At 64.4% G+C, this 26,959-nt stretch carries 29 protein-coding genes; 14 read left to right on the top strand and 15 right to left on the bottom strand.

Features of this window, described 5'->3' with window-relative positions:
• Positions 1–84 precede the first annotated feature (84 nt).
• The 9 genes from RGQ15_RS09485 to hemC all read right to left on the bottom strand — a co-directional run bounded on the left by RGQ15_RS09485 (position 85) and on the right by hemC (position 9,215).
• On the bottom strand, positions 85–867 hold the full coding sequence (locus tag RGQ15_RS09485; protein ID WP_311159967.1) for a crotonase/enoyl-CoA hydratase family protein: 783 nt from the start codon (positions 865–867) through the stop codon (positions 85–87).
• A complete protein-coding gene (locus tag RGQ15_RS09480; RefSeq protein ID WP_311159966.1) occupies positions 864–1,721 on the bottom strand; it encodes a hydroxymethylglutaryl-CoA lyase in 858 nt (285 codons plus the stop codon). Before RGQ15_RS09480 ends, RGQ15_RS09485 begins: the two co-directional genes overlap by 4 nt.
• Entirely contained in the window at positions 1,708–2,373 is a 666-nt protein-coding gene (locus RGQ15_RS09475) for a glutathione S-transferase family protein (RefSeq protein ID WP_311159965.1), read from the bottom strand. Before RGQ15_RS09475 ends, RGQ15_RS09480 begins: the two co-directional genes overlap by 14 nt.
• Positions 2,366–4,294, bottom strand: a complete 1,929-nt coding sequence (locus RGQ15_RS09470) for an ATP-binding protein (protein WP_311159964.1) — start codon at positions 4,292–4,294, stop codon at positions 2,366–2,368. Before RGQ15_RS09470 ends, RGQ15_RS09475 begins: the two co-directional genes overlap by 8 nt.
• A 46-nt stretch (positions 4,295–4,340) precedes the next feature.
• Positions 4,341–4,841 carry an O-acetyl-ADP-ribose deacetylase gene (locus RGQ15_RS09465; RefSeq protein ID WP_311159963.1) on the bottom strand — a complete coding sequence of 167 codons (501 nt, stop codon included), beginning with the start codon at positions 4,839–4,841 and terminating at the stop codon, positions 4,341–4,343.
• A gap of 5 nt (positions 4,842–4,846) precedes the next feature.
• Entirely contained in the window at positions 4,847–6,451 is a 1,605-nt protein-coding gene (locus RGQ15_RS09460) for a carboxyl transferase domain-containing protein (protein ID WP_311159962.1), read from the bottom strand.
• Positions 6,448–6,906: a lysozyme inhibitor LprI family protein gene (locus RGQ15_RS09455; RefSeq protein ID WP_311159961.1), complete on the bottom strand. Its 459-nt coding sequence runs from the start codon at positions 6,904–6,906 to the stop codon at positions 6,448–6,450. The genes RGQ15_RS09460 and RGQ15_RS09455 overlap by 4 nt, the downstream gene beginning before the upstream one ends.
• A gap of 23 nt (positions 6,907–6,929) precedes the next feature.
• The gene (locus RGQ15_RS09450) at positions 6,930–8,090 is read right to left on the bottom strand and encodes an isovaleryl-CoA dehydrogenase (protein WP_311159959.1); all 1,161 of its coding nucleotides are present in this window, start codon (positions 8,088–8,090) and stop codon (positions 6,930–6,932) included.
• 183 nt (positions 8,091–8,273) lie between these two features.
• Positions 8,274–9,215, bottom strand: a complete 942-nt coding sequence (hemC, locus tag RGQ15_RS09445; protein WP_311159958.1) for a hydroxymethylbilane synthase — start codon at positions 9,213–9,215, stop codon at positions 8,274–8,276.
• Between the two features lie 75 nt (positions 9,216–9,290).
• On the opposite strand from hemC, the gene hemE reads away from it, so the two are divergent.
• Both hemE and RGQ15_RS09435 read left to right on the top strand, forming a co-directional pair.
• Positions 9,291–10,319, top strand: coding sequence for a uroporphyrinogen decarboxylase (gene hemE, locus RGQ15_RS09440; protein WP_311159957.1), 1,029 nt, complete (start codon positions 9,291–9,293; stop codon positions 10,317–10,319).
• Between the two features lie 2 nt (positions 10,320–10,321).
• Positions 10,322–11,197 (top strand): DMT family transporter, encoded by an 876-nt coding sequence (locus tag RGQ15_RS09435; protein ID WP_311159956.1) that lies wholly within the window; start codon positions 10,322–10,324, stop codon positions 11,195–11,197.
• On the opposite strand, the gene RGQ15_RS09430 is transcribed toward RGQ15_RS09435, so the two are convergent.
• Positions 11,184–11,780 (bottom strand): LysE family translocator, encoded by a 597-nt coding sequence (locus RGQ15_RS09430; protein WP_311159955.1) that lies wholly within the window; start codon positions 11,778–11,780, stop codon positions 11,184–11,186. The two genes, RGQ15_RS09435 and RGQ15_RS09430, sit on opposite strands and share 14 nt — an antisense overlap.
• A 63-nt stretch (positions 11,781–11,843) precedes the next feature.
• On the opposite strand from RGQ15_RS09430, the gene RGQ15_RS09425 reads away from it, so the two are divergent.
• Positions 11,844–12,326, top strand: coding sequence for an Lrp/AsnC family transcriptional regulator (locus tag RGQ15_RS09425; RefSeq protein ID WP_311159954.1), 483 nt, complete (start codon positions 11,844–11,846; stop codon positions 12,324–12,326).
• Positions 12,327–12,366: 40 nt separating this feature from the next.
• Positions 12,367–13,902 carry an ATP-dependent DNA helicase gene (locus RGQ15_RS09420; protein ID WP_311159953.1) on the top strand — a complete coding sequence of 512 codons (1,536 nt, stop codon included), beginning with the start codon at positions 12,367–12,369 and terminating at the stop codon, positions 13,900–13,902.
• Here the strand turns inward: RGQ15_RS09420 and RGQ15_RS09415 are convergent.
• Positions 13,899–14,723 carry an EcsC family protein gene (locus tag RGQ15_RS09415; RefSeq protein ID WP_311159952.1) on the bottom strand — a complete coding sequence of 275 codons (825 nt, stop codon included), beginning with the start codon at positions 14,721–14,723 and terminating at the stop codon, positions 13,899–13,901. The genes RGQ15_RS09420 and RGQ15_RS09415 overlap by 4 nt on opposite strands.
• A 123-nt stretch (positions 14,724–14,846) precedes the next feature.
• Positions 14,847–15,452 carry a GNAT family N-acetyltransferase gene (locus RGQ15_RS09410; protein WP_311159951.1) on the bottom strand — a complete coding sequence of 202 codons (606 nt, stop codon included), beginning with the start codon at positions 15,450–15,452 and terminating at the stop codon, positions 14,847–14,849.
• 228 nt (positions 15,453–15,680) lie between these two features.
• Between RGQ15_RS09410 and RGQ15_RS09405 the strand changes: the two genes are divergently transcribed.
• The 8 genes from RGQ15_RS09405 to RGQ15_RS09370 all read left to right on the top strand — a co-directional run bounded on the left by RGQ15_RS09405 (position 15,681) and on the right by RGQ15_RS09370 (position 20,529).
• Complete coding sequence (locus RGQ15_RS09405; protein ID WP_311159950.1) at positions 15,681–16,277, top strand: flavin reductase family protein; 597 nt, start codon at positions 15,681–15,683, stop codon at positions 16,275–16,277.
• Positions 16,277–16,837 carry an adenine phosphoribosyltransferase gene (locus RGQ15_RS09400; RefSeq protein ID WP_311159949.1) on the top strand — a complete coding sequence of 187 codons (561 nt, stop codon included), beginning with the start codon at positions 16,277–16,279 and terminating at the stop codon, positions 16,835–16,837. Before RGQ15_RS09405 ends, RGQ15_RS09400 begins: the two co-directional genes overlap by 1 nt.
• 38 nt (positions 16,838–16,875) lie before the next feature.
• A complete protein-coding gene (gene ispH / locus RGQ15_RS09395) occupies positions 16,876–17,826 on the top strand; it encodes a 4-hydroxy-3-methylbut-2-enyl diphosphate reductase (protein ID WP_311159948.1) in 951 nt (316 codons plus the stop codon).
• 102 nt (positions 17,827–17,928) lie between these two features.
• Complete coding sequence (locus RGQ15_RS09390) at positions 17,929–18,264, top strand: DUF1330 domain-containing protein (RefSeq protein WP_311159947.1); 336 nt, start codon at positions 17,929–17,931, stop codon at positions 18,262–18,264.
• A gap of 106 nt (positions 18,265–18,370) precedes the next feature.
• Complete coding sequence (locus RGQ15_RS09385) at positions 18,371–18,700, top strand: DUF1330 domain-containing protein (RefSeq protein WP_311159946.1); 330 nt, start codon at positions 18,371–18,373, stop codon at positions 18,698–18,700.
• 124 nt (positions 18,701–18,824) lie between these two features.
• Positions 18,825–19,430, top strand: a complete 606-nt coding sequence (locus RGQ15_RS09380) for a glutathione S-transferase family protein (RefSeq protein ID WP_311159945.1) — start codon at positions 18,825–18,827, stop codon at positions 19,428–19,430.
• Positions 19,427–19,894: a ribonuclease HI gene (rnhA, locus tag RGQ15_RS09375; protein ID WP_311159944.1), complete on the top strand. Its 468-nt coding sequence runs from the start codon at positions 19,427–19,429 to the stop codon at positions 19,892–19,894. Before RGQ15_RS09380 ends, rnhA begins: the two co-directional genes overlap by 4 nt.
• Positions 19,891–20,529 (top strand): trimeric intracellular cation channel family protein, encoded by a 639-nt coding sequence (locus RGQ15_RS09370; protein ID WP_311159943.1) that lies wholly within the window; start codon positions 19,891–19,893, stop codon positions 20,527–20,529. Before rnhA ends, RGQ15_RS09370 begins: the two co-directional genes overlap by 4 nt.
• Here the strand turns inward: RGQ15_RS09370 and RGQ15_RS09365 are convergent.
• Together RGQ15_RS09365 and RGQ15_RS09360 are read right to left on the bottom strand one after the other, a co-directional pair.
• Positions 20,526–20,849: a VOC family protein gene (locus RGQ15_RS09365; RefSeq protein ID WP_311159942.1), complete on the bottom strand. Its 324-nt coding sequence runs from the start codon at positions 20,847–20,849 to the stop codon at positions 20,526–20,528. The two genes, RGQ15_RS09370 and RGQ15_RS09365, sit on opposite strands and share 4 nt — an antisense overlap.
• A 46-nt stretch (positions 20,850–20,895) precedes the next feature.
• Complete coding sequence (locus RGQ15_RS09360; RefSeq protein ID WP_311159941.1) at positions 20,896–21,294, bottom strand: group III truncated hemoglobin; 399 nt, start codon at positions 21,292–21,294, stop codon at positions 20,896–20,898.
• 117 nt (positions 21,295–21,411) lie between these two features.
• Here RGQ15_RS09360 and queF point away from each other — a divergent pair, with 117 nt between their 5' ends.
• Positions 21,412–21,873 (top strand): preQ(1) synthase, encoded by a 462-nt coding sequence (queF, locus tag RGQ15_RS09355; RefSeq protein WP_409201312.1) that lies wholly within the window; start codon positions 21,412–21,414, stop codon positions 21,871–21,873.
• A gap of 181 nt (positions 21,874–22,054) precedes the next feature.
• Positions 22,055–24,952: an isoleucine--tRNA ligase gene (ileS, locus tag RGQ15_RS09350; protein ID WP_311159939.1), complete on the top strand. Its 2,898-nt coding sequence runs from the start codon at positions 22,055–22,057 to the stop codon at positions 24,950–24,952.
• A gap of 250 nt (positions 24,953–25,202) precedes the next feature.
• Here ileS and RGQ15_RS09345 read toward each other — a convergent pair whose 3' ends face one another.
• The gene (locus RGQ15_RS09345) at positions 25,203–26,399 is read right to left on the bottom strand and encodes a hypothetical protein (RefSeq protein WP_311159938.1); all 1,197 of its coding nucleotides are present in this window, start codon (positions 26,397–26,399) and stop codon (positions 25,203–25,205) included.
• Positions 26,400–26,959 lie beyond the last annotated feature (560 nt).

The raw sequence follows: 26,959 nt of genomic DNA, 5'->3' as shown, positions 1-26,959 counted from the left end.
TAAGGTATCCGTTGGCGATAACAGATCGCCATTTCCCCGTCTGCATCACCTCAAGCAGGCCCGCCATGCACTGCATGCAAGGCTTTAGCCTTGCCAGCCCGGTTTCTGCTTCTGCAAGAAGGCGTTGATCCCTTCGTGGGCCTCGTGCCCCTCCCAGACCCCAACCAGCGCGTCGATGCTCGTTTCGATCACGCTTTCGTCGATCCGGGGGCCAAGCTCTCGGGCAAGCCGTTTCGCGGCACCTACCGCGCCCGGCGCGCAGGACAGATAGGGCAGGATTTCACCCTCGACCGCCGCGTCAAGGATCTCGGCCGCGGCGATCGAGGAGACGAGATCCAGCCTCACCGCCTCATCCGCGTCGAAAAGCCTGCCCGACATGAAGACCCTGCGGGCCTTGGCCTCGCCCATGCGGGCGATGACATAGGGGCCGATCGTCGCCGGGATCAGACCCAGCCGCGTCTCGGTCAGCCCGAAGCGGGCCTCCGGAATGGAAACGGCCACATCGCAAACCGAGATCATGCCGACCCCGCCGCCAAAGGCATTGCCCTGCACCCGGCCGATCAGCGGCTTGGGCAAGGTGTTCAGCGCGTAGAGCATCATGGCAAGCTCACGCGCACCGGCGCGGCGCGTTTCCGCATCGGCGGCCATCTGGTCCTGCATCCAGCCAAGATCGCCGCCTGCGCAAAAGCTTTTCCCCTCGGCCGCCAACACGACGACGCGCACCGAAACATCCTCGCGCAGAAGTCGGGCCGCCTCGGTCAGCTCGCGGATCATCTGCGCCGAAAGAGCATTGTGCTTTTCGGGCCGGGCCAGCCATAGATGCGCGACACCCCGGGCGTCGGTTTCCAAGCGGATCGTTTCCATCATTCCCTCCCTGCGCGGATGGCGCGCGCCATGGCCGCGGCCTCGTCAATGATCGCCATATCAAGGCCCGTATCATAGCCGCGCGATGCGAGATGGGCGGCCACGCGCTCGGTCGCGACATTTCCGGCCGCGCCCGGCGCATAGGGACAGCCGCCCAAGCCCCCGACGGCGGCATCGAAAACGCGCAAACCCCGGGCAAGGCTCGCATCGATATTGTCCAGCGCGCGCCCGGCGGTGTCATGGTAATGCCCGGCCAACCTTTCGGCAGGCAACTCGGCCAGCACCGCAGAGAGCATCGCGTCGATCGTTTCGGGACGGCCCTGCCCGATCGTGTCGCCAAGGCTGATCTCGTAGCAGCCGAGTTCGCGCAGGGCAGCCGCGACGCGGGCCACGTTGGCGGGCGGCGTCGGCCCGTCGAAGGGGCAGTCCGTCACGACCGAGATATAGCCCCGCACAGGAATGCCATCCGCACGCGCCGCATGCGCGACGGGCGCGAAGCGTTCGAGGCTTTCGGCAATTGTCGCGTTGAGGTTGGCCTTGGAAAACCCCTCGGAGGCCGAGGCAAAGATCGCCACCTCATCGGCGCGCGCGGACCTGGCACCCTCATAGCCCTTCATGTTGGGGGTCAGCACGGCATAGCTGATGCCGGCCACGCGGGTGATGCCCGCCATCACCTCGGCTGCATCGGCCATCTGCGGCACCCATTTGGGTGAAACGAAGCTGGTGACCTCGATCCGACGAAAGCCTGCGCGCGACAGAAGGTTCACCAAGGCGATCTTTTCGGCTGCCGGGATGAGGCGCTTTTCATTTTGCAGCCCGTCGCGCGGGCCCATCTCGAAGATCTCAGCGCGGGGCATCGGGCACCTCGTAGAAATCGCGATCATAGATCACCCGCGTGCCCGGCGCGGGCAATGCCGCGCGAAATGCCGGTCGGGCAGAGCATCGGGCGGCATAGGCAGATAGCACGGGCCTGTCGTCGAGGGGCACGAAACGCGCCGCCATCCACACCGCATAGCCGATCTGGCAGTCCACCCCGGAAAAATCTCCCAGCAGCCAGTCGCGATCGGCCAGCGCCACTTCGATCAGCCGCAGCGCCCGCCCGAGCCGTGCGGCTTCAAGCTTCATGACCGTGGGCGAACGCTGCCAATCCTCGCGCAGCATGATGTGGTGCTGGGTCAGGTTCGCCAGATGCTGGCCCAGCGTCTCGCCAAAATGTATCCAATCGAGCCAATCCGCCCGTCCTGCGCCACCCGGCGCGCGCCACAAATGCGGAGCACGGGTTTCGCATAGCCATTCCGTGATCGCGCCGGATTCGTGCAGGGTCACCGGGCCGTCCTGCAAGGCCGGAACCCGGCCAACGGGGTGGACATCCGCGTAAGGCGGCTGGCGCATCGAGCCATCGAAGAAATCCAGCGTCTCGAGCCGGAAGTCGCAGCCGATCTCGTTGAGAAGCCAAAGCGCCCGCATCGAGCGCGACATCGGCACATGCCAGAGCGTCAGTTCAGGCATCGACTTCCTCTTCCAGCCGGATCAGGGGCGCGCCGGCCTCGACCTGCTCACCCGCCCTCGCCAGCACCTCTGCGACGCGGCCGTCACGGGCGGCGGTCAGGGTATGTTCCATCTTCATCGCCTCGAGAATGGCCAGCCGGTCGCCCGTCGCGACCTCTTGGCCCGGCTCGACGAAGACCGCCTTGACCAGCCCCGGCATCGGCGACAGCGTCAGCCCGCCGCCCGTCTCCGCACCGCCGCGCGCCAACGGGTCCAGCGGGCTCAGCGTCAGAGATCGACCGCCAAAGACGCTGGTTCCGGCGGCGTGATTCACGATACGCGAGGCGCGCGGGCTGCCATCCACCCACCAGCGCCCGCCCTCATAGCCGATCTGGTGCGTGTTTCCATCGACCGAGACACGCGCGACGCCGGCTCCAAGCACCTCGAGCACAGCCTCGCCACCTTCCCATGCAATGGTGCGTCGCAAAGGCTGCCACAGGGTCATGCCCCCCCGCACCCGCGGATCATCCAGCCCGGCAAGCCCCAGAACCGCCAGAGCCTTGCTGCGCGGATCGGGTTCGGCGGCCTCGACGAGTGCTTCGAGGTCGCGCCCGATCAGCCCGGTATCGACCTCGCCCCTGCCAAAGCCCGCATGACGTGTCAGCGCGATCAGGAAATCGACATTGGTCACCGAGCCCGCGACCTCGGTATCGACCAGCGCGGCTTCCAGCGCACGCAGGGCAATGGCGCGGGTCGCCCCATGGGTGACGACCTTGGCGATCATCGGGTCGTACCACGGGCTGATCGTGTCGCCCGGCCTGACGCCGGTTTCGATCCGGGCATGATCCGGGAAGCGCAGATGGGACAGCGTGCCCGTAGCTGGCAGGAACCCCGCCGGGACATCCTCGGCGTATAGCCGGGCCTCGAAGGCATGGCCGCGGATCGAAAGCTGGTCCTGCGTCGCGGGCAGCCCCTCGCCGCTCGCGACGCGCAATTGCCATTCGACGAGATCGACGCCAGTGATCAGTTCGGTCACGGGATGTTCGACCTGAAGCCGGGTGTTCATCTCCATGAACCAGAAGCCGTCAGGGCGAAGCCCGTTCGAGCCGTCGACGATGAATTCGATCGTGCCCGCCCCCGAATAGCCGATGGCTTCGGCGGCCCGCACGGCGGCTGCGCCCATGGCCCGGCGCATCTCGGCCGTCATGCCGGGGGCCGGGGCTTCTTCGATCACCTTCTGGTGGCGGCGCTGCAGCGAGCAATCGCGTTCGAACAGATGGACGGCGCGCGTCCCATCGCCAAAGACCTGCACCTCGATATGGCGAGGCTGCTGAATATATTTCTCGATCAGGACGGCAGCGTTGCCAAAGGCGGTCGCGGCCTCGCCCTGCGCCGATTTCAGGGCTTCGGCGAATTCACTGGAACGTTCGACCAGCCGCATCCCCTTTCCGCCGCCACCCGCGACGGCCTTGATCAATACCGGATAGCCGATCGCATCGGCCTGCCCCGCGAGATATCCGGGCTCCTGATTGTCGCCGTGATAGCCTGGCACGACCGGGACGCCCGCCTGTTCCATCAGCGCCTTGGCGGCGTCCTTGAGCCCCATCTTGCGGATTGCATCGGCCGACGGGCCGATGAAGGCCAGCCCGGCCGCATGAACCGCATCGACGAAACCCGGGTTTTCGGACAGGAAGCCGTAGCCAGGATGGATCGCCTGCGCGCCGCTGTTGAGCGCAGCCTCGATGATCGCATCGCCCCGCAGGTAGCTGTCACGCGGGGCGGGGCCGCCGATATGGACGGCCTCGTCCGCCATTGCGACATGCCGCGAGGCGCGGTCGGCGTCGGAATAGACCGCGACGGTCCGAACGCCCAGCTTGCGGGCGGTGTCGATCACGCGGCAGGCGATTTCACCGCGATTGGCGATCAGGATCTTCTGGAACATGCGGTCGCTCCTGTGGCGGGAACATCGGTTCGGCTGGGCTCGGTCTTCATGCCAGCGCCCCTTCAAGGATAAGAGCGGTCCTTGGGTCAAAGGCGACCAGCGTAATCGCAAGACCCAGGCCGTTGTTCTGAATGCTGTTAACGGCAATTCCCGCCGCGCGTTCGGGCGGGAAACCATAGATTCCCGTCGAGATGGCCGGAAAGGCGATGGTCGAAAGCCCGTGCCTCAGCGCAAGCCTCAACGAGCTGCGGTAGGCCGAGGCAAGCAACTCGTCTTCGCCCTGGTCGCCCCCCTGCCAGACCGGGCCGACGGCATGGATGACATGGCGCGCGGGCAGCAGATGGCCGGCGGTGATCCGCGCCTCTCCGGTAGGGCAGCCGCCGATGCCGCGACATTCCTCGAGAAGGCCGGGACCAGCGGCGCGATGAATCGCGCCGTCGACACCTCCACCGCCAAGCAGCGATCGGTTCGCGGCATTGACGATGGCATCCACGGCAAGCGTGGTGATGTCGCCCTGCCAGACGGTGATATCGGGCAGTTCAGCCATGTCGATCACATCCGGAAGATGCCGAAGCGCGTCGGCGCAATCGGGGCATTCAGGCTTGCGCGCAGCGATAGCGCCAGCACGTCGCGCGTCTTGCGCGGGTCGACGATGCCGTCGTCCCAAAGCCGCGCCGAGGCGTAAAGCGGGTGGGACTGGCGTTCGAACATCTCGATGGTGGGGCGCTTGAACTCGGCCTCGTCTTCGGCGGACCATGTGCCTCCGGCGCGCTCGATGCCGTCGCGGCGGACGGTGGCGAGGACGCCCGCCGCCTGCTCGCCGCCCATCACCGAGATGCGGGAATTCGGCCAGGTCCAGAGGAAGCGCGGCGAATAGGCCCGCCCCGACATGCCGTAATTTCCCGCGCCGAAGCTGCCGCCGACCAGCATGGTGATCTTGGGGACATTGGTCGTGGCGACCGCGGTGACCATCTTGGCGCCGTGGCGGGCGATGCCTTCGTTTTCGTATTTGCGCCCGACCATGAAGCCGGTGACGTTCTGCAGAAAGACCAGCGGAATGTTCCGCATCGAACAAAGCTCGATGAAATGCGCGCCCTTTTGCGCGGCCTCGGAAAAGATCACGCCGTTATTGGCGACGATGCCGACCGGGCAACCTTCCACATGGGCAAAGCCCGTCACCAGCGTCTCGCCGAAGCGGGACTTGAACTCGTCGAAGCGCGAGCCGTCGACCACGCGGGCGATCACTTCGCGGATGTCATAGGGTGTGCGCAGGTCGGCGGGGACGATGCCGAGGATTTCCTCGGGGTCGTAGAGCGGGGCCTCGGGGGATTGCCACGCGACGCTTTGCGGCATGGCGCGGTTGAGATTGCCGACGGCACGGCGCGCCAGCGCAAGGGCATGGGCGTCATCCTCGGCCAGGTAATCCGCCACGCCGGACAGGCGGGTATGCACATCGCCGCCGCCCAGATCCTCGGCCGAGACCACCTCGCCGGTCGCGGCTTTCACCAGAGGCGGCCCGGCCAGGAAAATCGTGCCCTGCTCGCGCACGATGATCGTCACGTCCGACATGGCGGGAACATAGGCCCCGCCCGCCGTGCATGAACCCATCACAACCGCAATCTGAGCGATGCCCTTCGCCGACATCCGCGCCTGATTGTAGAAAATGCGGCCGAAATGGTCGCGGTCGGGAAAAACCTCGTCCTGGTTCGGCAGGTTCGCGCCGCCGGAATCCACCAGGTAGATGCAGGGCAGATGGCATTCCTCGGCGATCTCCTGCGCGCGCAGGTGCTTCTTGACGGTCATCGGGTAATAGGTGCCGCCCTTGACCGTGGCATCATTGGCCACGACCATCACATCCTGCCCGTGAACGCGTCCAATACCGGCGATCACGCCCGCTGCCGGCGCCGCGCCGTCATACATGCCATGCGCGGCGGTCGCGCCGATTTCCAGAAACGGCGAGCCGGGATCGAGCAGGTTCGCCACCCGCTCGCGCGGCGGCATCTTGCCGCGACCGACATGGCGCTCAAGGGCCTTCGCGCCGCCCCCGGCAGCCGCAGCCAGCGCCGCCTCGCGCACGGTATCGAGCATTCCAAGATGCGCGTTGCGGTTGGCCTGAAAGGTCTCCGACGAAGGCAGGGCCTGTGAGATCAGCTTCATGGTTGTCGCATGTTCCTGAGTTCAAGCGCGCGCCGCGCCGTATGTTCCATCTGGCATGAGGCCGCAGAGATGCTGCGCATCGATCCGCCCTCGTAACGGTCATAGGCGATGTCGCAATCGGCATCGCGCATCTCTATCCAGCCCCTCTGGGCGGCCTTCAGCTTGTCACCAAGGGCGGGGATGCGCGCAAACTGGTCGCGCGTTTCCTTGTATTCGCGGTTCAGAAGGGCGTCCCAGGCCTTGGTCTCGGCCATGACGCACTGGCCGATCGCAACTGTCGTCTCACCTTCGCGACCCTGGCAAAGCCGGGCCGCGAAGCCGATGCAGTCGGGATCAACCGCGCCGTTCCGCGCAGACTGAAAACAGGCCTCGACCACCGAACCGTCGACCGAAACATCCTGCCCCATTGCTGGCACTGGCGAAGTTGCCAAAATCGGGATGAACCATTTCCACATCCGGGAGCCCTTTCGGATCGGCGTCAGGCCAGTTCCATGAGCTGGCGCCCGATCAGCATACGTCGAATTTCCGACGTGCCAGCACCGATTTCCATCAGCTTTGCATCCCGGAACAGCCGCGACACCACGCTGTCGTTCAGGAAGCCCGCGCCACCCAGCGCCTGTACCGCCTGATGGGCCTGCACCATCGCCTGTTCGGAAGCGTAAAGAACCGCGCCCGCCGCATCCTGCCGCGTGACCTTCCCGGCGTCACAGGCCTTTGCCACCTCGTAGACATAGGCCCGCGCGGTGTTCAGGCTGACATACATGTCGGCGATCTTGCCCTGCATCAGCTGGAAGGACCCGATCGCCTGGCCGAACTGCTTGCGCTCGCGCACGTAGGGGATGACCTCATCCAGACAGGCCGCCATGATGCCCGTACCGATACCCGAAAGCACGAGCCTTTCGTAGTCGAGCCCCGACATCAGGACCCGCACGCCCTTGCCTTCTGCCCCGAGCACATTTTCGAACGGGATCTCGCAATCCTCGAAGATCAATTCGCCCGTGTTCGAGCCGCGCATTCCCAACTTGTCGAAATGCGGGCTGGTCGAAAAGCCCTTCACGCCGCGCTCGACGATGAAGGCGGTGATGCCCTTCGAGCCCGCTTCGGGGTCTGTCTTGGCATAGACAACCAAAGTGTCCGCATCGGGCGCGTTGGTGATCCAGTACTTGTTGCCGTTCAGGATATAGCGATCATTGCGCTTTTCGGCGCGCAGCTTCATCGAGACGACATCGCTGCCCGCGCCCTCCTCGGACATGGCAAGCGCGCCGATCGCCTCTCCCGAACAGAGCTTGGGCAGGTATTTCGCCCGCTGCTCATCCGTGCCGTTCAGCTTGATCTGGTTCACGCAAAGGTTCGAATGCGCGCCGTAGGACAGGCTCACCGATGCCGATGCCCGCGCGATTTCCTCGGTGACGATGACATGGGCCAGATATCCCATCCCCGCCCCGCCCCATTCTTCGGGAACGGTCACGCCAAGCAGGCCCAGTTCGCCCATCTCGCGCCAGAGTTCGTTCGGAAAGGCGTTCGAACGATCGACCTCGGCCGCGATCGGCTTCACCCGCTCCTGCGCCCAGCGATGCACCATGTCGCGCAGCGCATTCACGTCCTCACCCAGATCGAACTCCATCCCTGCCGTGAACATCGGGCCTCCTCCGATTATTGAACGCTTGTTCATTTAATCCGGTTTATGCGTCGCAACATGTTCCGCGTCAAGTGCCGCAATCGGATGCTGCGTCGCGCGCGCCCTGCGGGCAAGACAAAAGGGCCGCCACTTTCATGTGACGACCCCAGATTCTTTCGCGTGCGTTTCTTGCCTTGATCCGACTCAGCGCCAGTCGAAAAAACCCCCTGGCGCACGGGACAACAGTTCGTCTGCCAGATCGGCGCCCATCGCCCGCCCATCTTTCGCCGCACCGCGCCGCTCTCCGGCAATGACCTCCCCGCCGTCGGGGCGCAGGATTTCGCCCCGCAGGTGCAGTTCGTCCCCCTGCAGCTCCGCAAGCCCCGCAATCGGCGTCTCGCAGGAACCGTCGAGTCGGGCCAGGAAGGCGCGCTCAGCCTCGACCCGAATGGCCGACGGGACGTGGCCAATTGCCGCAAGCAAGGACGCCGTCCGGTCATCCGAGGCCCTGCGCTCGACACCGATGCAGCCCTGCGCAACAGCCGGCAACATCTCGTCGGGCTCGACGGCGCCCCGCGCGACATCCGTCAGGCCCAGCCGCGACAGGCCGGCCATCGCAAGGAAGGTTGCAACCGCAACGCCGTCTTCAAGCTTTTTCAGGCGGGTCTGGACGTTTCCCCGAAACTCGATAAGCTGCAGATCGGGACGACGGGCGGCAAGCTGCGCCCGCCGACGCAGGCTGGACGACCCGACAACCGCACCTTGCGGCAGTTCGGAGATTGCACCGTAAAGGTTTGACACGAAAGCATCCCGCACATCCTCGCGCGGCAGGTAGCAGTCGATCAGCAACCCATCGGGCTGGAGAGTCGGCATGTCCTTCATCGAATGCACCGCGATATCGATCGCACCTTCGGTCAGGGCCTCTTCGATCTCGCGGGTGAAAAGCCCCTTGCCGCCGATCTCTTTCAGCGCCCTGTCCAGCACGCGGTCGCCGGTTGTCTTGATCGCGACGATCTCGAAGGCGGTTTCGGGCAGGCCATGCGCTGCCATCAGCCGGTCGCGGGTTTCATGGGCCTGGGCCAGCGCCAGCGCCGAGCCGCGCGTGCCGATGCGAAGAGGGTTCTGAGGATCGGGCATCTGGGTCATGACCAAGGGCTTAGCCTCCGGCCGCGCCCTTGACAACGGGGACACGCACGCCATGAAGGCGTGTACGAGGTGAACATGACCCAGAAAACGATCCTTCGCGCGCTGGCTGGCGAGCGTCTGCCCACCCCTCCGGTCTGGATGATGCGTCAGGCGGGGCGATACTTGCCGGAATATCGCGCGACCCGCGCCCAGGCGGGCGACTTCTTGTCGCTGTGCTACTATCCCGATCTCGCGGCCGAGGTCACGCTGCAGCCGATCCGCCGCTATGGTTTCGATGCTGCGATCCTATTTGCCGATATCCTGCTGATCCCGCAGGCGCTTGGCCTGGATCTGTGGTTCGTGACCGGCGAAGGCCCTCGCCTTTCGACCGTCACCAGCGCGGCCGAGGTCGCGGCGCTGAAACCGGTAGACGCGATCCACGACACGCTGTCCCCAATCTACGAGACCGTGCGCATTCTGTCGCGAGAATTGCCCCGCGAAACCACCCTGATCGGCTTCGCAGGTGCGCCCTGGACAGTTGCCACCTACATGATTGCCGGCCGCGGCACGCCCGACCAGGGCCCGGCCCATATGTTCAAGGATGCGGATCGCGCTTCCTTCACGGCATTGATCGATCGCGTGACCGAAGCGACCATCGCCTATCTCTCGGCTCAGATCGAGGCCGGGGCCGAAGTGGTCAAGTTGTTCGACAGCTGGGCCGGTTCGCTCAAGGGGCAGGATTTCGACGATTTCGCGCTGGAACCCGCGCGCCGCATCATCACCGAGATTAAGGCGCGCCATCCCGGCATCCCCGTCATAGCCTTTCCACGCGAAGCTGGGCCCCGCTATGCGGGATTTGCCCATGCGACCGGCGCCGATTGCGTGGCGCTGGACAATTCCGTCGATGCGGAATGGGCCGCCGCCCATGTGCAAATGGACGGCTGCGTTCAGGGCAATCTGGACCCCAAGCTGCTGGTCAGTGGGGGCCCTGATCTGGAAAGCGAAGTGCGCCGGGTCGTAAACGCATTCTCGAACGGCCCCCATATCTTCAACCTCGGCCACGGCATCACACCCGATGCCGATCCCCAGAATGTCAGCCGCATGCTCGCCGCGATCAGGGGCTGAACATGTGGATGATTGCCACGCTGATCGCGGCTGCGGCGCAGACCGCGCGTAACGCCGCTCAGCGCGGCCTGACCGCCGAGATCGGCACGATGGGGGCAACGGCTGTCCGCTTCCTGTTCGGCCTTCCCTTTGCAGCGACTTTCCTTTTGCTCTGGAGCATCTGGACACCCCTGCCACTGCCGGGAGGCGAGGCGCTGGCATGGGTGATGCTTGGCTCGGTCAGCCAGATCGCCGCCACGGCGCTGATGCTGCTGACGATGAAGAACCGCGGCTTTGGCGTGACGACGGCGCTGATCAAGACCGAACCCGTGACCCTTGCCCTGACCGGCGCGCTGCTATTGGCCGAACCGCTGGGGCCTTTGCAAATGGTCGCCATCGCAACGGCGACATTCGGGGTCATCATGATGTCGGGCGTGAACTGGCGAAGTGGCGACTGGAGAGCGGTGCTGCTGGGCCTCGCGGCCGGCGCGCTTTTCGGCCTTTCGGCGATCGGTTTCCGCGGCGGCATCCTTGCCCTGCCGCATGGCGATTTCATCACCCGTTCGGCCACTGCGCTTGCGATCAGCCTCGCCATGCAGACGATCCTAATGCTGATCTGGCTTGGCAGCATGGACCGCGCCGCTTTGCGCGGCATCGCCCATCATTGGCGCGGCTCGATGAAAGCGGGTTTCCTCGGCTCCTTTGCCTCGCTCTTCTGGTTCTTCGGCTTTGCCCTCACGGCGGCGGCCAATGTCCGCACGCTCGCTCTGGTCGAGGTGGTCATGGCACAGATCGTCTCCGGTCGGGTATTTCGCGAAGGTGTGGGCCCGCGCCAGCTTGCCGGAATGGCGCTCATCGTCCTGGGCGTCGGAATGCTGATCGCCGTCAGTGCGAGGTGACGACGGGCAGCATCGAAGCCACCAGCAACAGCGCCATCGTCAGGTTGAAGAACCGAAGCCTGCGCCGATCGGCCAGAAAGCCGCGCAGCCCCTGCCCCATCGCCACCCAGACAGCGACCGAGGGCAGGTTCACGAGCGTGAAGATCAGCGCCACCCCCATCACGCCGCCCGCCCCGACCGAATAGGCGGAAAGCGCCCCCAGCGCCATCATCCATGCCTTGGGATTAACCCATTGGAACGCGCAGGCAGCGCCGAAGCTCATCGGTCGCGCAGCCGACCCGTTGTCGTCCGCCGCAGGCGGAGCCGCATGGGCAATTTTCCAGGCAAGCCAGAGAACATAGGTCAGGCTGACCCATTTCAACCCTTGCGCGAGAAGGGGAAGCTTGGTGATGATCTGGTCGACACCAAGCCCCAGCAGCGCGACCATGCCACCGAAACCGAAGGCCACGCCCAGCAGGTGCGGCAAGCTACGCCGCATCCCGAAATTTGCCCCTGATGCCATAAGCATCAGATTATTGGGCCCTGGCGTGATCGATGTGACGAATGCGAAGGCAATCAAGGCCAGGATGACGTGCTGTGACATGGAATTCCCTAGGAGAATGATCGAACAATGATATTCTACTATGGCCACAATTTTTGATCTTACATGGACGTCCAGACCAAATTGTCACAACCAGCGCCAGAAAATGACCCCATCTCCGAAAGAATATTGCGCATCCTTTCGCAGAACGGAAGAATTCCGAATCAACAGCTTGCATCCGAGATCGGCCTGTCCCCATCCGCTTGCCTGCGCCGCGTCCAGGAACTGGAGCGTCGAGGCGCGATCATGGGCTATCGCGCCGTCATCCATCCTGCGGCGCGCGAGGCCGGGTTTACGGCTTATGTCACGGTCGGCCTGTCGCGACATTCGAACGACGCGCAGCAGGCTTTCGAACGGGCCTGTCTTGCCGCGCCACAGGTCCGAGAGTGCCACAATATCACCGGTTCGGTCGAATATCTTATCCGCGTCGAGGTCCGCGATCTGGAATCCTACCGCCGTTTTCACAGCGAGGTGCTGGGCGCTTTTCCCCAGATCTCGACCATCACGACCCATGTGGTGATGGGCTCACCCAAGGACGAGCGGGCTTGATGGGACTTTCGCGGCAGGACTGCGCAGGCTAACAGGGGCCATGACCCTGCCCGCACTTTCCCCCGATCAGGCCGAGGCCTGGGATGCGATCGCCGCTGCCCTCGAGGAGACGGGCATAGATCTCGTTTCCGAAGAAGTGGCTCCTGCAACTGCCGGCAAGGGCCGTGTGATGGCTGTGATCGGCAAGGCCGGCTCGGGCAAGACCCTGCTGCTGGCCGAGTTGACCCGCGCGCTGAAAGCCGCCGGGGTGGACGTGATCTCGGGGGATTATGAAGGCAGGAAGCGCAAGGAACGCCGCACGGTCGCGATCCTCGCCCCGACGAACAAGGCGGCCTTTGTCCTGCGCATGCGCGGTGTTCCAGCGACGACGATCCATCGCATCCTCTACACGCCCGTTTACGACCCGGACTATGAACGGATCGCCGACTGGCTGACCGGCGCGGGTGATCGGCCTGCCGTCGAAGGCGTGATCGAAGGCCTGACGGATGCCGCGCTCGACCGGGCCAAGGCGTTCTACCAGCAGCATGCCTCGATCCCCGGCGCTTTGGCGGCTGCGGGGCTGCGAGGCTCGGATTTCATCCGTGGCTGGAAGCGGCGCGAGGAAGGGCTGGATATAGGCCTGATCGACGAAGCCTCGATGCTCGACGAACGCCAGTTCGACGATCTGCGCGAGATCTTTCCTGTGCTGATCCTTTTCGGTGATCCGGCCCAGCTCGCCCCGGTCGGCCAATCGGGTGAGATGGTCTTTGATCGGCTCGCGAAATCGCAGCGGCTGGAATTGTCGCGCATCCATCGCCAGTCAGGTGACAGCCCGATCCTTGACCTGGCCCATGCGCTGGCCGATCCGGATCTGGATTTCCCGGAATTCGAACGCATGGTGCGCGAGGCCGCCCAGCGCGACGACCGTGTCGTCTGGGCCGAGCGCGTGGAAAGCGATCTGATGGCGAGCAGCCCGGTCCTTGTCTGGCGCAATGTCACCCGCATCAAGTTGATCCAGGCCTTCCGCTCAGCCTATGGCGCGCCCGGCGACGCATTGCTTCCGGGCGAGCCTTTGATCTGCGACGGGCTGGAACTTCCGCTTAAGCATCGCAAGAAGCGCATCGACCTCGAGGCGCGCGGCCTCATCAAGGGGGCGCAGGTGATCTATCTGGGACCGGGTCGCAAGCCCGGCTTCTCGCGACTGCATGTTGTGGGGGCCGAAGATCCTCGCCTTTCCGCCGCGTCAATCGTGCGGATCGAGATGCCGGATGTCGAAGAACCCTTCATCCCTTATGCTGCAAGAATGGGGGCGACGTTCCTTCATGGCGCGGCTGTCACGATCCACAAGGCCCAGGGCAGCCAGTGGCCGGACGTCCAGGTCTTTGCCCCCGACATCAGCGCGGCAGCCTGGTCGAACCGGACCGAGGCGGGCGTGCCACTGTGGAAGCGCCTGACCTATGTCGCGATCACACGCGCCCAGGAACGGCTTCACTGGATCGTGCGCTCGCGTTTGGCGCGGCCATCCGCTCCGCTGGGCATCGACCATCTCGACACCGCCCCTTCAGCGCTGGAATTGACGACAGAAAGCGAAAGTTAGGACTTTGCACGACGCGCGGCCCGACCGGTCGAGCCGGGGCGGATCTGTTCCATGCGCAATGTCAGTGCCTCGATCAGCGCCTCGCGAGGCAGTCCCGTTTCCTGCGACAAGCGCAGCAGGCCGAACTGAACGCGGGCGACCTCCTGATAGTAACGCGTGAAGTTGTAGTTGATCGCGGCACCGGCAAAAGCGCCAAGCAGCGGCACGGTCTGGGCCGCGAGCTTCTGGGCGAGCGAGGCCGAAAGCCGCGGCGCGACCCGCGCAATCAGTGTCTGCACTGTCTGCCCGGTGATCGACATCCGCGCGGTCAACAGGCCAAGATCGGCGCCCTCATCATCGGCAAGCGGACCGGCCACGGCAAAAATCTGCAAGGCTTCACGCCGAGCCTGGTCGCTGTCGGGATCAAAGCCGTGCTCGGCCGCAATATCCATGATCGCACGCAACAGCAGCGTGACGGTGACCGGCAGTTCCAGCGTCGCCCCTGCGATGCCGGCGAAACCTCCAACTGCGCCCGAGGTCGTGGACAGCATGCGGTTGAACCAGTCCCCGCGATCCGTCAGCAAACCGCGCGACCGTGAGGCCGCATCGAACGCCCGGCCGAGCGCGCTGAGCGTGATTCGGTCCATCCGCGTCCGCACGGGTTTCGGCAGACGGTCCAGCAACCCCTCGGCCTTGCCGCCCACGGCGTTCATCAGCTCCATCGCGACGCCGCCCGCATTGAGATAGCGCCGCGCGAGGCGGTCAATCTCGGTATGTACGGTCGGGTCGGTGATAGGGGGCAGAACCGACTGACGCATGGGAATCGGGTTTTGCTTGGTCATTCCTTGGCTACCTGGGCTTTCGCTTGCGATCCACACGGACCATCAAAGAAACAAAGATGGGGCGCCAGAGGTTCCTTGTCACGGGGCACGGTCGATTGACGCACTTCCCTTGGGGGCATGTGCCTAGCGTTTCCCGGCGCCCGCCACTCCCCGCGAAGCGCCGGCGGGGGGTGAGATCACCACGCGGGCCTGGCTTTTTGGCGGCTCACGAAGCTGTTCGTTCAGACCGGCAGCGACCCGTGCGCTCGTCTCGCGCGTGACCGGACCGTTGACACCCCGCCAGGCGCCATCGACCAGTTCCAGGCCAAGCACGCGGTCCGGGTTGGTGGGCGGCGGCATTTCAACATCGTCAAGCTTGGCAAAGCCGAAACGCTGGTAATAGGGAAGATCCCCCACCAACATGACACGCGCCCAGCCAAGTTCTCGCGCCCGAGAAAGGCTTTCGCGCATCAGAAGCGCGCCCAGCCCTTCGCCCTGCGTCGTCGGATGTACGGCGACGGGACCAAGAAGCAGCACCGGCCTTTCCCCGACCCGCACGGGCCAATAACGGATCGCGCCGAGAAGCACCCCAGCCTCGTCCCGCAACACAAGACACAACGCCCAGACCTGCGGCACGCCTTCTCGCAATCGATAGGATGAAAGCGCGGTTCGTCCCGGCGCGAAGCACAGGTCCATCAGCGCCTCGACTTCGGGCGTGTCGTTTTGGGTCTCGGGGCAAAGTGCGTACATTGAGTCTCCCGCCAGGGATGATGGTGCGGGTCGGGATCCGACCGGCGCGCCCCCTAGCACGCTAGTCGCTGCGCGCAAACATTCTTTGACAGCGCGCGGATGAAATTATTTGCGCCCTTCGCCACGTCGGTCAAGCACGCGGCTTGACGCGAAACGGCGGGGCGGGCAGACGGAAGCGGTCAAGCGGCGCGGATTGGTCGCGCCCGGCAATCGGACCCGAGGAAACGGATGTTCTACCGACCCGAGGCCGGTCACGGCCTGCCCCACAACCCGTTGAATGCCATTGTCGCCCCCCGCCCTATCGGCTGGATTTCGACCCGTGGCAGGTTGGGTGACAATCTTGCGCCCTATTCCTTCTTCAACCTGACCGCCTATGTCCCGCCCCAGGTGATGTTCGCTTCAACCGCAGCCAAACCCGATCGACGCGGCACCAAAGACAGCGTCGAGCAGATCGCGCAAAGCCGGGTCTTCTGCGTCAATATCGCCGACGGCGCGATGAAGGATCAGGTGAATGCAAGCTCGGCAGCTCTGGCGGCAGGGGTAAGCGAGTTCGAGGCCGCAGGAATAGAGGCGGCCGAATGCGAAACCATAGATTGCCCGCGGGTTGCCCAGGCGGCGGCCTCGCTCGAATGTCGGGCAACGCGCATCCTTCGCCTGGCCGGCGAAGCGAACTACATGGTGCTGGGGGTCGTGACCGGCATCCATCTGCGCGAAGACTGCGTCATCGACGGCCGGTTCGACCCGCGACGCAACGGTTGGCTGTCGCGCCTGGGCTACAAGGATTACACGATCACGACCGAGACTTTCGAAATGGAGCGACCCTGATGGACAAACCGGCAAAGAGAAGCCGCGACACCCGCGAGGTCCGGGACTATATCCGAACGATCGTCGACTTCCCGAAAGAGGGTATCCTGTTTCGCGACGTGACCACCCTCTTCGCGGATGCGCGCGGATTTCGCATGGCAGTCGACCAGCTTCTGAACCCCTATGCCGGCGAACAGATCGACAAGGTCGTGGGGCTCGAGGCGCGCGGCTTCATTCTGGGGGGCGCCGTGGCCCACCAGCTTTCCGTGGGCTTCGTGCCGATCCGGAAAAAGGGCAAGTTGCCGGGCGCCGTTCTGAGCCAGGCCTATGAGCTGGAATATGGCGAGGCGGTCGTCGAAATCCACGACGACGCACTGAACCCCGGTGACCGCGTGCTGATCGTGGATGACCTTCTTGCCACCGGAGGAACCGCTGCGGCAGGCATCGCGCTTTGCGAGCGTCTTGGGGCAGAAGTCATCGGCTGCGCCTTTGTCATCGACCTGCCCGAGCTGGGTGGGCGCAAGCTGCTTGAAGAGATGGGACACGAGGTCTTCGCCCTGACAGCATTCGAGGGCGCCTGAACCTTGCGGCAGGCTGGGCGGAAGGCTAGGTGATGGGCATGGACAAGAAACCGCCTTTGATCCTTTACCTCGCTGCCCCGCGCGGCTTCTGCGCGGGCGTGGACCGCGCGATCAAGATCGTCGAGATGGCGCTGCAGAAATGGGGCGCCCCGGTCTATGTCCGCCACGAGATCGTGCACAACAAGTTCGTGGTGGACAACCTGCGTGACAAGGGCGCGGTCTTCGTCGAGGAACTGGATGAATGCCCCGATGACCGCCCGGTGATCTTTTCGGCGCATGGCGTTCCCAAAGCCATCCCGGCCGAGGCGCGTCGCCGCGAGATGGTCTATGTCGACGCGACCTGCCCCCTGGTCAGCAAGGTCCATGTCGAGGCCGAGCGCCATCACGCCGCGGGCCTTCAGATGGTGATGATCGGCCATGCCGGGCACCCCGAGGTGCTGGGCACCATGGGTCAGTTGCCCGATGGCGAGGTCCTTCTGGTCGAAACAGTGGAAGATGTGGCGGTGATCGACCCGCGCGATCCGGGCCGTCTCGCCTTCATCACCCAGACCACCCTTTCGGTCGATGACACCGCAGCCATCGTTGCCGCGCTGCAGGCACGTTTCCCCGCCATCGTCGGCCCTGCCAAGGAAGACATCTGCTATGCCACCACCAATCGCCAGGCCTCGGTCAAGGCGATCGCGGGTCAGATCGACGCGCTTTTCGTGATCGGGGCGCCGAACAGCTCGAACTCGCGCCGCCTTGTCGAAGTGGGCAGCGCGGCGGGCTGCGCCTATTCGCAACTCGTCATGCGCGCCGACCAGATCGACTGGCGCGCGATCGAGGGCGTACGCTCGGTCGGCGTCACCGCGGGGGCCAGCGCGCCCGAGGTGCTGGTCGACGAGGTGGTCGAAGCCTTCCGCGCGCGTTTCGACGTGACCGTGGAACTGGTCGAAACGGCGCGCGAGAACGTTGAATTCAAGGTGCCTCGGGTGCTTCGCGAGGCCTGATCCGCGCCTGATTTTCGCGTTAGGAGGCAATCGGTCCCTTCTGTTATTCTGCGGGGGCCGACCGCGACCATGCGGCGGCTGGCTTTCACGGGAGTGTTCCGCATGACAGTCTATCTGATCGCCGAAGTGAAGATCACGGACGAAGCCTGGATCCCCGATTACGTCGCACATGTGCATGAGATCGCCGCACGCCATAATGGCCGGTTCCTGTCCCGCAGCGGCAATGTCGAGACCATCGAAGGCCCCCCTAGCGAAGGCACGGTCATCTCGCTTCTGGAATTCCCCTCGCGCGAGGATGTCTTGGCCTTTGCCGATGACCCCGAATATGCGCCCTATGGCGCGGCGCGGCGGCAGGGATCGATCTGTCATTACCGGCTGATCGACGACACCGACCTTGCCGGCGCCATCCCCTATCTTGTGGGGCCTGCCGCCACTTGACGGGTCGTCAAATCGTCGGATGGACGGCAAGAAGTCTTGGCCACTATGCTGCTCCAAGTTGCCGCCGCCGATCGTAGCGTGCGGCTCGGGCAGGGAGGAAACCCGAATGACCGTTTTTCTGATTGCCGAGGTGCAGGTCACCGACGATGCATGGATCCCCGACTATGCCGCGCGTGTGCATGACATCGCGGCCCGCCATAATGGCCGCTACCTGTCGCGCAGCGGCAATATCGAGACGCTGGAAGGCGACCAGACCGACGAGACGCTGATCGCGCTGATCCAGTTCCCGAACCGCGACGATGCGATGTCGTTCGTGAACGATCCGGAATACGCGCCCTTCGGCAAAGCCAGGCAGGATGGCTCGGTCAGCCATTTCCGACTGATCGACGATACCGACATCGCAGGGGCCATCCCCTATCTGGCGAAACCCTCGTAACGCGCCATGATTGGGGCGGCCTGCTTGCGCTGGCCGCCTGATGCGATCCCACCTATAGTGCCGCGCAGATTTGGCTTGCCCGCCGCCGCGCGGGCAGCAGGACTTGGACCAAGGCAGGTGTCGAATGCGTCTTTTTTCAATGCCCTCTTCGGGAAACAGCTACAAGGTGCGACTGCTGATGTCGCTTCTGGGACGCCAGTGCGACACGGTCGATGTCGAATATGAGACCGAGGCGTTGGATCGCGCCAAGGCCGAAGGCCGGCTTCCCTTTGGCAAGGCCCCGGTGCTGGAGCTGGATGACGGTCGCCTGCTTCCCGAATCGAACGCGATCCTGTTCTGGCTGGCAGAGGGCACGAGCTTCCTGCCCGAGAATGCATTCCGGCGCGCCGAGGTCATGTCCTGGATGTTCTGGGAACAGAACCAGCATGAAGGCGTCATCGCCGTGCGCGGGGCATTGCTTTTCTATCCGCAGCGACGCCATCTCGCGACACCCGAACGCCTTGCCGAATTGCTTGAGCGCGGGCATCAGCTCTTGCAGGTGATGGAAGATCGCCTGGCCACACAGGACTGGCTGGTCGGCGATGCGCCCTCGATCGCAGATATCTGCCTTTATGGCTATACGCACACCGCCGAAGAGCGCAGCGGCTTCGACATGGCGCGCTTTCCCGCGATCAATCGCTGGCTTGCGCGCATCGCCGCCCTGCCCGGCTATGTGGGCCTTGGCGAATGACGGTCCTGCTGGCCTGGACCGACGGCGCCTGCAGCGGCAATCCCGGCCCCGGGGGCTGGGGCGTCCTGATGCGCGCCATGGACGGAGAAACTATCCTGAAAGAGCGTGAACTTTCGGGCGGTGAGGCGGATACGACGAATAACCGCATGGAGCTCATGGCCGCGATCTCGGCGCTGGAGGTGCTCTCCCGTCCCAGCGAGATCACGGTCACGACAGACAGTGCCTACGTGAAGAACGGCGTCACGCAGTGGATCCACGGCTGGAAACGGAATGGCTGGCGGACAGCCGACCGCAAGCCGGTCAAGAACGCCGAACTTTGGCAAAGGCTGGACGAGGCCCAGGCACGCCACAAGGTCCGTTGGGAATGGATCAAGGGTCATGCCGGCCATCCGGAAAACGAACGCGCGGACGAATTGGCGCGGGCGGGCATGGCGCCCTACAAGCCAGCAAAGGCGGCAGAGTGAGCCTCGTCTCGCTCATCGCTCTTCTCGACTATGCCAGCGTCCTGGTTTTTGCCCTGACCGGGGCGCTGGTCGCCAGCCGTGCGCAGCTCGACATCGTGGGCTTCATCTTCTTTGCGGCGCTGACCGGGATCGGCGGCGGCACGCTGCGCGACCTGCTGCTGGGCCAAGGCCCGGTCTTCTGGGTCGGGCGCCCCGAGCTTCTGCTGCTGATCGCGGCGGCGGCCGTGCTGGTTTTCTTCACCGCGCATCTGTTTGAAAGCCGCTACAACCTGCTTCTGTGGCTGGATGCGCTGGCGCTGGGGGTCGCGGTGCCCGCCGGGGTCGGCGTCGCGATCGAGGCCGGGGCCGGCCCGGTCGTCACCGTCGCCATGGGCGTCATCACCGGTACGTTCGGCGGCATGGCACGCGACACCGTCGCCAATGAGCTTCCGCTGGTCCTGAAGCAGGGCGAGCTTTACGTGACCGCCGCCTTTGGCGGGGCGCTGGTCGGCGCCGCGCTGATCGGCATGGGGTCTTCGCAAGGCTGGGCGCTGGTCGCCTGCGGGCTTACAGTCTTTGCGCTGCGGGCCGGCAGCATGGCCTTTGGCTGGAACCTGCCCACCTATCGCCCGCGCCCTCCCCGCAACAAGGGCTAGGTCTCGGACCAGACCGCCATCTCGGTCCCGCCCGGCTCGCGGAACTGGAAGCGCCGCCCGCCCGGGAAGCTGAAGATCGCCTTGGTGATCTCGGCCCCCGCCTCGCTGACCTGCGCCAGCGCGGCTTCCAGGTCATCGGCCTTGAGGATCACCAGCGGCGGCGCCAGTGGACCCGCCGCGATCCCGCCCGAGACCCCGGCTTCGACCAGTTCCTGGTAGTCCGGGCCGTAATCGTTGAAGCCCCAGCCAAAGGCGCGACCGAAGAAGGCCTTGGTGGCCGAAATGTCGGGGGACGTGAATTCCAGATAGTCGATCCGCATGGCAACCTCCGGGTTTGTTCCCGTTTTGTTTACGCCTCGCGCCGGTTCAGCGCAAGACCGGAGGCCCCGCCTTGGGTCGCATGTTCTCTACCCCCATGCGCAGCCCCGCGCCGATGCGATGGGCGAGCGCCGACCAGCCTGCGGCGCTCTCGGGCGGCAGGCTGCGGCGCAGCGTCTCGTCGAAAAGCATGAGCCAGTCGCGGAAATGCTCGGGCGCGACATTGCCCGCGCGCATATGGGCCTGCATCGGGCTGCCCTCGTAGCTGCGCTCGTGCAGGATCGCATTGCGCCAGAAGGCCGCGATCTTGGCCTCATGCGGGGGCCAGTCGGTGACATGGGCGGCGAAGATCGGGCCCAGCACCTCATGCCTGCGGATCGCGGCATAGAAGACCGCGACGACGAGGTCGATCTGTTCGGCGGTGACGGGAAAGCGTGGCGGGATCATCGCCCGGATATGGGCCGCGCGCGGGGCGCCCGCAAGGGCGCGCTTTGACGCGCGGCCCCGCGCCTGCTATGGCGCGACACCCGGTCGCAGCCCACCCGGTAAAAACAGGAGCAGATGATGAGCCATTACACCGACAACCTGACCCAGCTCGGTCAATCCACCACCCTGCCGCAATCCCCCGAGGACGCGGTGCTCGAGCGCGTGCCCAATCCACGCGCCGAGACCGCCTATTGCGTGCGCTTCACCCAGCCCGAATTCACCAGCCTCTGCCCGATGACGGGCCAGCCCGATTTCGCCCATCTCGTCATCGACTACGTGCCGGGCGAATGGCTGGTCGAATCGAAATCTCTGAAGCTCTATCTCGGCAGCTTCCGTAACCACGGCGCCTTCCACGAGGATTGCACCGTCAGCATCGGACTGCGCCTGGTCGAATTGCTCGCACCGAAATGGCTGCGCATCGGCGGCTACTGGTATCCGCGCGGCGGCATGCCGATCGACGTCTTCTGGCAGAGCGGCGCGACGCCCGAGGGCTTGTGGATCCCCGATCAGGGCGTCGCGCCCTATCGCGGTCGGGGCTGAGCCCACAAGGCGGTCCGAACGGGCAGAATTCCGACGGGTGCTTGCAGCCACCCTTGTGCATTTCTATAGAGAGCGCATGAGATTTCTGGCGTTCGGCATCCGAATTAGCAGCCCGGCGGCGTGAGGGTTCGCGCCGCCGGGTTTCTGCTGCCTGCCTGAACGACCGACAAAGGACCGCCCGATGAGCGACGCGACCCCCGACTACCGCGATACCGTTTTCCTGCCCCAGACCGATTTCCCGATGCGCGCGGGCCTGCCCCAGCGTGAACCCGAATGGCTCTCCCGTTGGGAGCGCATGGGCATCTATGACCGCCTGCGCCGCAAGGAGGGCCGCACCCCCTTCATCCTGCATGACGGCCCGCCCTATGCGAACGGCCATCTGCATATCGGCCACGCGCTGAACAAGGTGCTCAAGGACTTCATCACCCGCAGCCAGCAGATGATGGGCCGCGATGCGCGCTATGTCCCGGGCTGGGACTGCCACGGCCTGCCGATCGAATGGAAGATCGAGGAACAGTACCGCCTGAAGCAGCAGAACAAGGACGATGTCGATGTCGTCGAATTCCGCCAGGAATGCCGCAAGTTCGCCGAAGGCTGGGTGGAAACCCAACGCGAGGAATTCAAGCGCCTCGGCATCATCGGAAAGTGGGAAGACCCCTACCTGACGATGAACTACCACGCCGAGGCAGTGATCGCGGCCGAGTTCATGAAGCTTCTGATGAACGGCAGCCTGTACCAGGGCTCGAAGCCGGTGATGTGGTCGCCGGTCGAGAAGACCGCCCTGGCCGAGGCCGAGGTCGAGTATCACGACCATACCAGCCACACGATCTGGGTGCGGTTCGCGCCCAAGGGCGGCGCGTTCGACGGCGCCACGGTGGTGATCTGGACGACGACCCCCTGGACCATCCCGCAGAACCGCGCGGTGGCCTACAACCCGACCATCGCCTATGGCCTCTACGAGGTCACCGCCGCCGCCGAGAACGCCACCGCGAAAATCGGCGAAAAGATCGTGCTGGCCGATGCCCTGGCCGAAGGCGTGATGAAATCCGCCAAGGTCGAGGAATTCACCCGCCTGCGCGATGTCCCGGCCTCGGAGCTGGACGGCGTGGCTCTGAAGCACCCGCTGAACGGCGTCGAGAACGGCAATGGCGAATGGGACTATGACGTGCCGCTGCTGCCCGGCGACCATGTCACCGAGGATGCCGGCACGGGCTTCGTCCATACCGCGCCCAGCCATGGCGATGACGACTACCAGCTTGGCCTGAAATTCGGGCTGCCGATGACCTACAATGTCGAACCCGACGGTTCCTATCGCAAGGACCTGCCGATCTTCGGCGGCGAGGCGATCCTGACCGCCGAGGGCAAGGAAGGCCCGGCCAATGTCAGCGTCATCAAGCAGCTGGCCTGGGCCGGAGCGCTGCTCGCCAAGGGCAAGGTCAAGCACAGCTATCCGCATAGCTGGCGCTCGAAGGCGCCGCTGATCTATCGCAACACCCCGCAATGGTTCGCCGCGATCGACAAGGCGCTGACGGATGGCATGGGCGAATATGGCGACACCATCCGCGCCCGCGCGCTCGCCTCGATCGACCGGCTGGTGAAATGGACGCCGCAGACCGGCCGCAACCGGCTCTTCTCGATGATCGAGAACCGCCCGGACTGGGTCCTGTCACGCCAGCGCGCCTGGGGCGTGCCGCTGACCTGCTTCGTGAAAAAGGGCGCGCGCCCAGACGATGCCGATTTCCTGCTGCGCGATCCGCGGGTCAATGACCGGATCATCGAAGCTTTCGAGAAAGACGGCGCAGATGTCTGGTATCGGGCCGATTTCAAGGCGAAGATGCTGGACGGCGTGGCCGATCCCGAGGCTTACGATCAGGTCATGGACGTGCTGGATGTGTGGTTCGATTCCGGCTCGACCCATGCTTTCGTGATCCGCGACCGCGCCGATGGCTCGCCCGACGGCATCGCCGACCTGTACCTGGAAGGCACCGACCAGCATCGCGGCTGGTTCCATTCCTCGCTCCTGCAGGCCTGCGCGACCAAGGGCCGCGCGCCCTACAAGGGCGTGCTGACCCATGGCTTCACGCTGGACGAGAAGGGCATGAAAATGTCCAAGTCGCTCGGCAATACCGTGGCCCCGGCCGATGTCATCAAGGAATATGGCGCGGATATCCTGCGCCTCTGGGTGGCGCAGTCGGACTACACCGCCGACCTGCGCATCGGGAAAGAGATCCTGAAGGGCACCGCGGACAGCTACCGCCGGCTGCGCAACACCCTGCGCTTCGTGCTGGGCAACCTTGACGGCTTCTCGGATGCCGAGCGCGTCGAAGTGAAGGACATGCCCGAGCTCGAGCAATGGGTCCTGCATCGCCTCGCGCAGATCGACCACCAGCTCCGCAAGGGCTATGACGCCTATGACTTCCAGGGCGTCTTCCAGACCGTGTTCCAGTTCGCCACCGTGGACTTGTCGAGCTTCTATTTCGACATCCGCAAGGACGCGCTCTACTGCGATGCGCCGGACAGCCTGCGCCGCCGCTCGGCCCGCACGGTGCTGGACATCCTGTTCCAGCGCCTGGTGACCTGGCTCGCGCCGATCCTGCCCTTCACCATGGAAGATGTCTGGCTGAGCCGCTTCCCCTCGGACGAGGATTCGGTCCACCTGCACGACTTCCCGGTGACCCCGGCGGACTGGCTGAACGAGCCGCTGGCCCGCAAATGGGACGCGATCCGCCGCACCCGCCGCGCGGTCACGGCCGCGCTGGAAATCAAGCGCACCGACAAGGTGATCGGCGCCAGCCTCGAGGCCGCCCCCGTGGTCCATGTCGAGGATGCCGAGGTGCTCAAGGCGCTGAAATCGGTCAATTTCGCCGATATCTGCATCACGTCCGACCTGAGCCTGACGGCGGACCCTGCCCCGAACGAGGCCTTCCGCCTTCCCGATGTCGCGGGCGTGGGCGTGGTCTTCGAGCCGGCCGAGGGCGAGAAATGCGAGCGCTGCTGGAAGATCCTGCCCGATGTCGGCAGCCACAAGCATGCCGGAACCTGCGCGCGCTGCGACGAGGCGCTCGGCGGCAAAGGCTGAGCCCGCTTCGCACATTCGGAAACCACAAGGCCCGCTTCGGAACACGAGGCGGGCCGTTTCGTCACTGCAGGTAAAATTCGTCACTTCGCAGTTGAAAATCAGCAGATCCCGGTTGCCGAATGAATTCCTGAGGCAGGTTATATTCCGGTCGCCCCCGGTAAAATCAGCACTTGGGTACCTATCGGTGAATCGAGGCCGATTTACAGGGAATCCGTCCAGAGTTTTACCATACAAGCGAAGTGCAAACGACCTAATGAAACCATAATTCGGCGCGCTTCAGCTTGTGACGAATATTCTGTTCAGGTTGCGCCGCATTTTGCTCGAACATCGGTCGCAGTTTCTCCCGTCCCATTCCGTCCAGCACCAACCGCTGCACCGCCTCGTCTTCGGCAAAGACGGGGGCAATCAATGGATCGAGGATCAACTCTTCCACCAGCGTGACAATGTCATCCGCTTCACGGGCGTAGAGCAGCGACAAATTGCGATAGTGGCAGGTCAGATGGCCATCCAGCCCGGCCATTTCCGGCCCTGGCCTTCCCCCCGCGAACGAGTGGATGACCAGCGGCAACACGATCTGGTCCAGCCACGGATAGAGCGACTGGCAAGCCAGCTCGTCGCCCGGCTCGTCCCTGATCGCGATCGCCCATTCCCGGAAGCGACGGCCGAATTCGCGCGGATCGTCGCCGGTGAACCATCCGGCATTGAAATAGAGATAGCGTTCCCAATGTTCATCAGGCTGCGCCAGATCCAGTGTCGTCGAGAAATCGAGGCTGAACCGGTCATAGAGCGACTTCCAGATCGCGGAATATCCGGGGCCGTATAGCGGCGGTATCGGCCATGTTCCGGTTCGCCGCATCGACGCGCAGGGCCTCTGGAAATCGATCCCAAGGTCAGAAAGTTCACCAAGAACGACCGTATCGGTGTCAAAGAACAGAAAGGGCTCTGCGGGTGGAAGAAGCTCCAGAGCCTCTATCTTGTTGCCGTTGGGATAGTCTCTGCCGAAGGCTTGCGCATGGAGCGGGACAATCTCGGCGTCAAGATCCTGCAAGACACCGCGTTCGCGATCCGACAGGCGGGTATTGACCCCTTGCCACGCCCCATCGCCTGTCGGCTCCGCCACGATGAGCCTGCCGCTCCATTTTGGGGAGTTGCGTCGCAGGCTGGCCGCGAAAAGCACCGCCTCGCGCGCCAGGCGACCGTTCTGGGCGACGATCAGAATGTTGAACTCCCCCTGACCCGGCACGAGATTGCCGCGTGCCACGGCCCGGGCACGTTGGTTCTTGCGCCGCTGCGCCTCGCGTAATGCGCGTTGTTCCGCCCGATGAACCTCGCGCTTTGCCCGGTTTTCTGCCTGACGCGCCTCGCGCTCGGCCTGACGCAGTTCGGCTTCCGCTGACCCCGCATCGGCCGCGTCATGGGCTTTGCGCTCGTTTTCGGTCACGGTCATGCTCCTTGGCAATTCCGGCGCCCGCCAGGACGAATCATCGGCCAGTTTTCCAAACCGACCACGGAAAGGAAAGGGGCTGAACAACCTTAAGTTGTATATGTTATTTCGAAGCAATCAAGGGATAAAATTTCGCTCCGATTGTAATGATCCGGCGCCTGAACTTCACCAAAAAGTCAGGTTTCGGAATATCGGCTTTGCGGGCAGTCTGACTTCGAGCCGTTTTAAAAGTTCTTCGAGTCATGAGTACGGCCAGACCGGGTGAGGCTGGGCATTGTTCTCACCCGGTCGTCAGATTGCGCTTATCATCTGTTCCGCAATGTTGCGAGACAATTTCAGCGGCCGGCTTATTTTTAAGATTTCAGTTGCAGTTTCAAGCCTTGCCAGATGGGCGGCGTGACGTGGAGCCATTTTCGCCCGCCGCACGAAAATCTGCGCGCCGACGCCTGCGATCCCATGGACACCCTGTCGAGCGGTCGGGTGAATGTCCCGGGCAGGCCCGTCTTGGCATCTTTGGCTTGCGATCTGGGCAGAATGCCACAAAAGGCGCTCTGCCCCCCGAA

Origin of the sequence: Paracoccus sp. MBLB3053, from assembly GCF_031822435.1 — a bacterium.
Taxonomy (GTDB): Bacteria; Pseudomonadota; Alphaproteobacteria; order Rhodobacterales; family Rhodobacteraceae; genus Paracoccus; species Paracoccus aurantius.
Note: the sequence above shows the minus strand (reverse complement) of the source record. Positions and strands in the feature narration are given on the sequence as shown.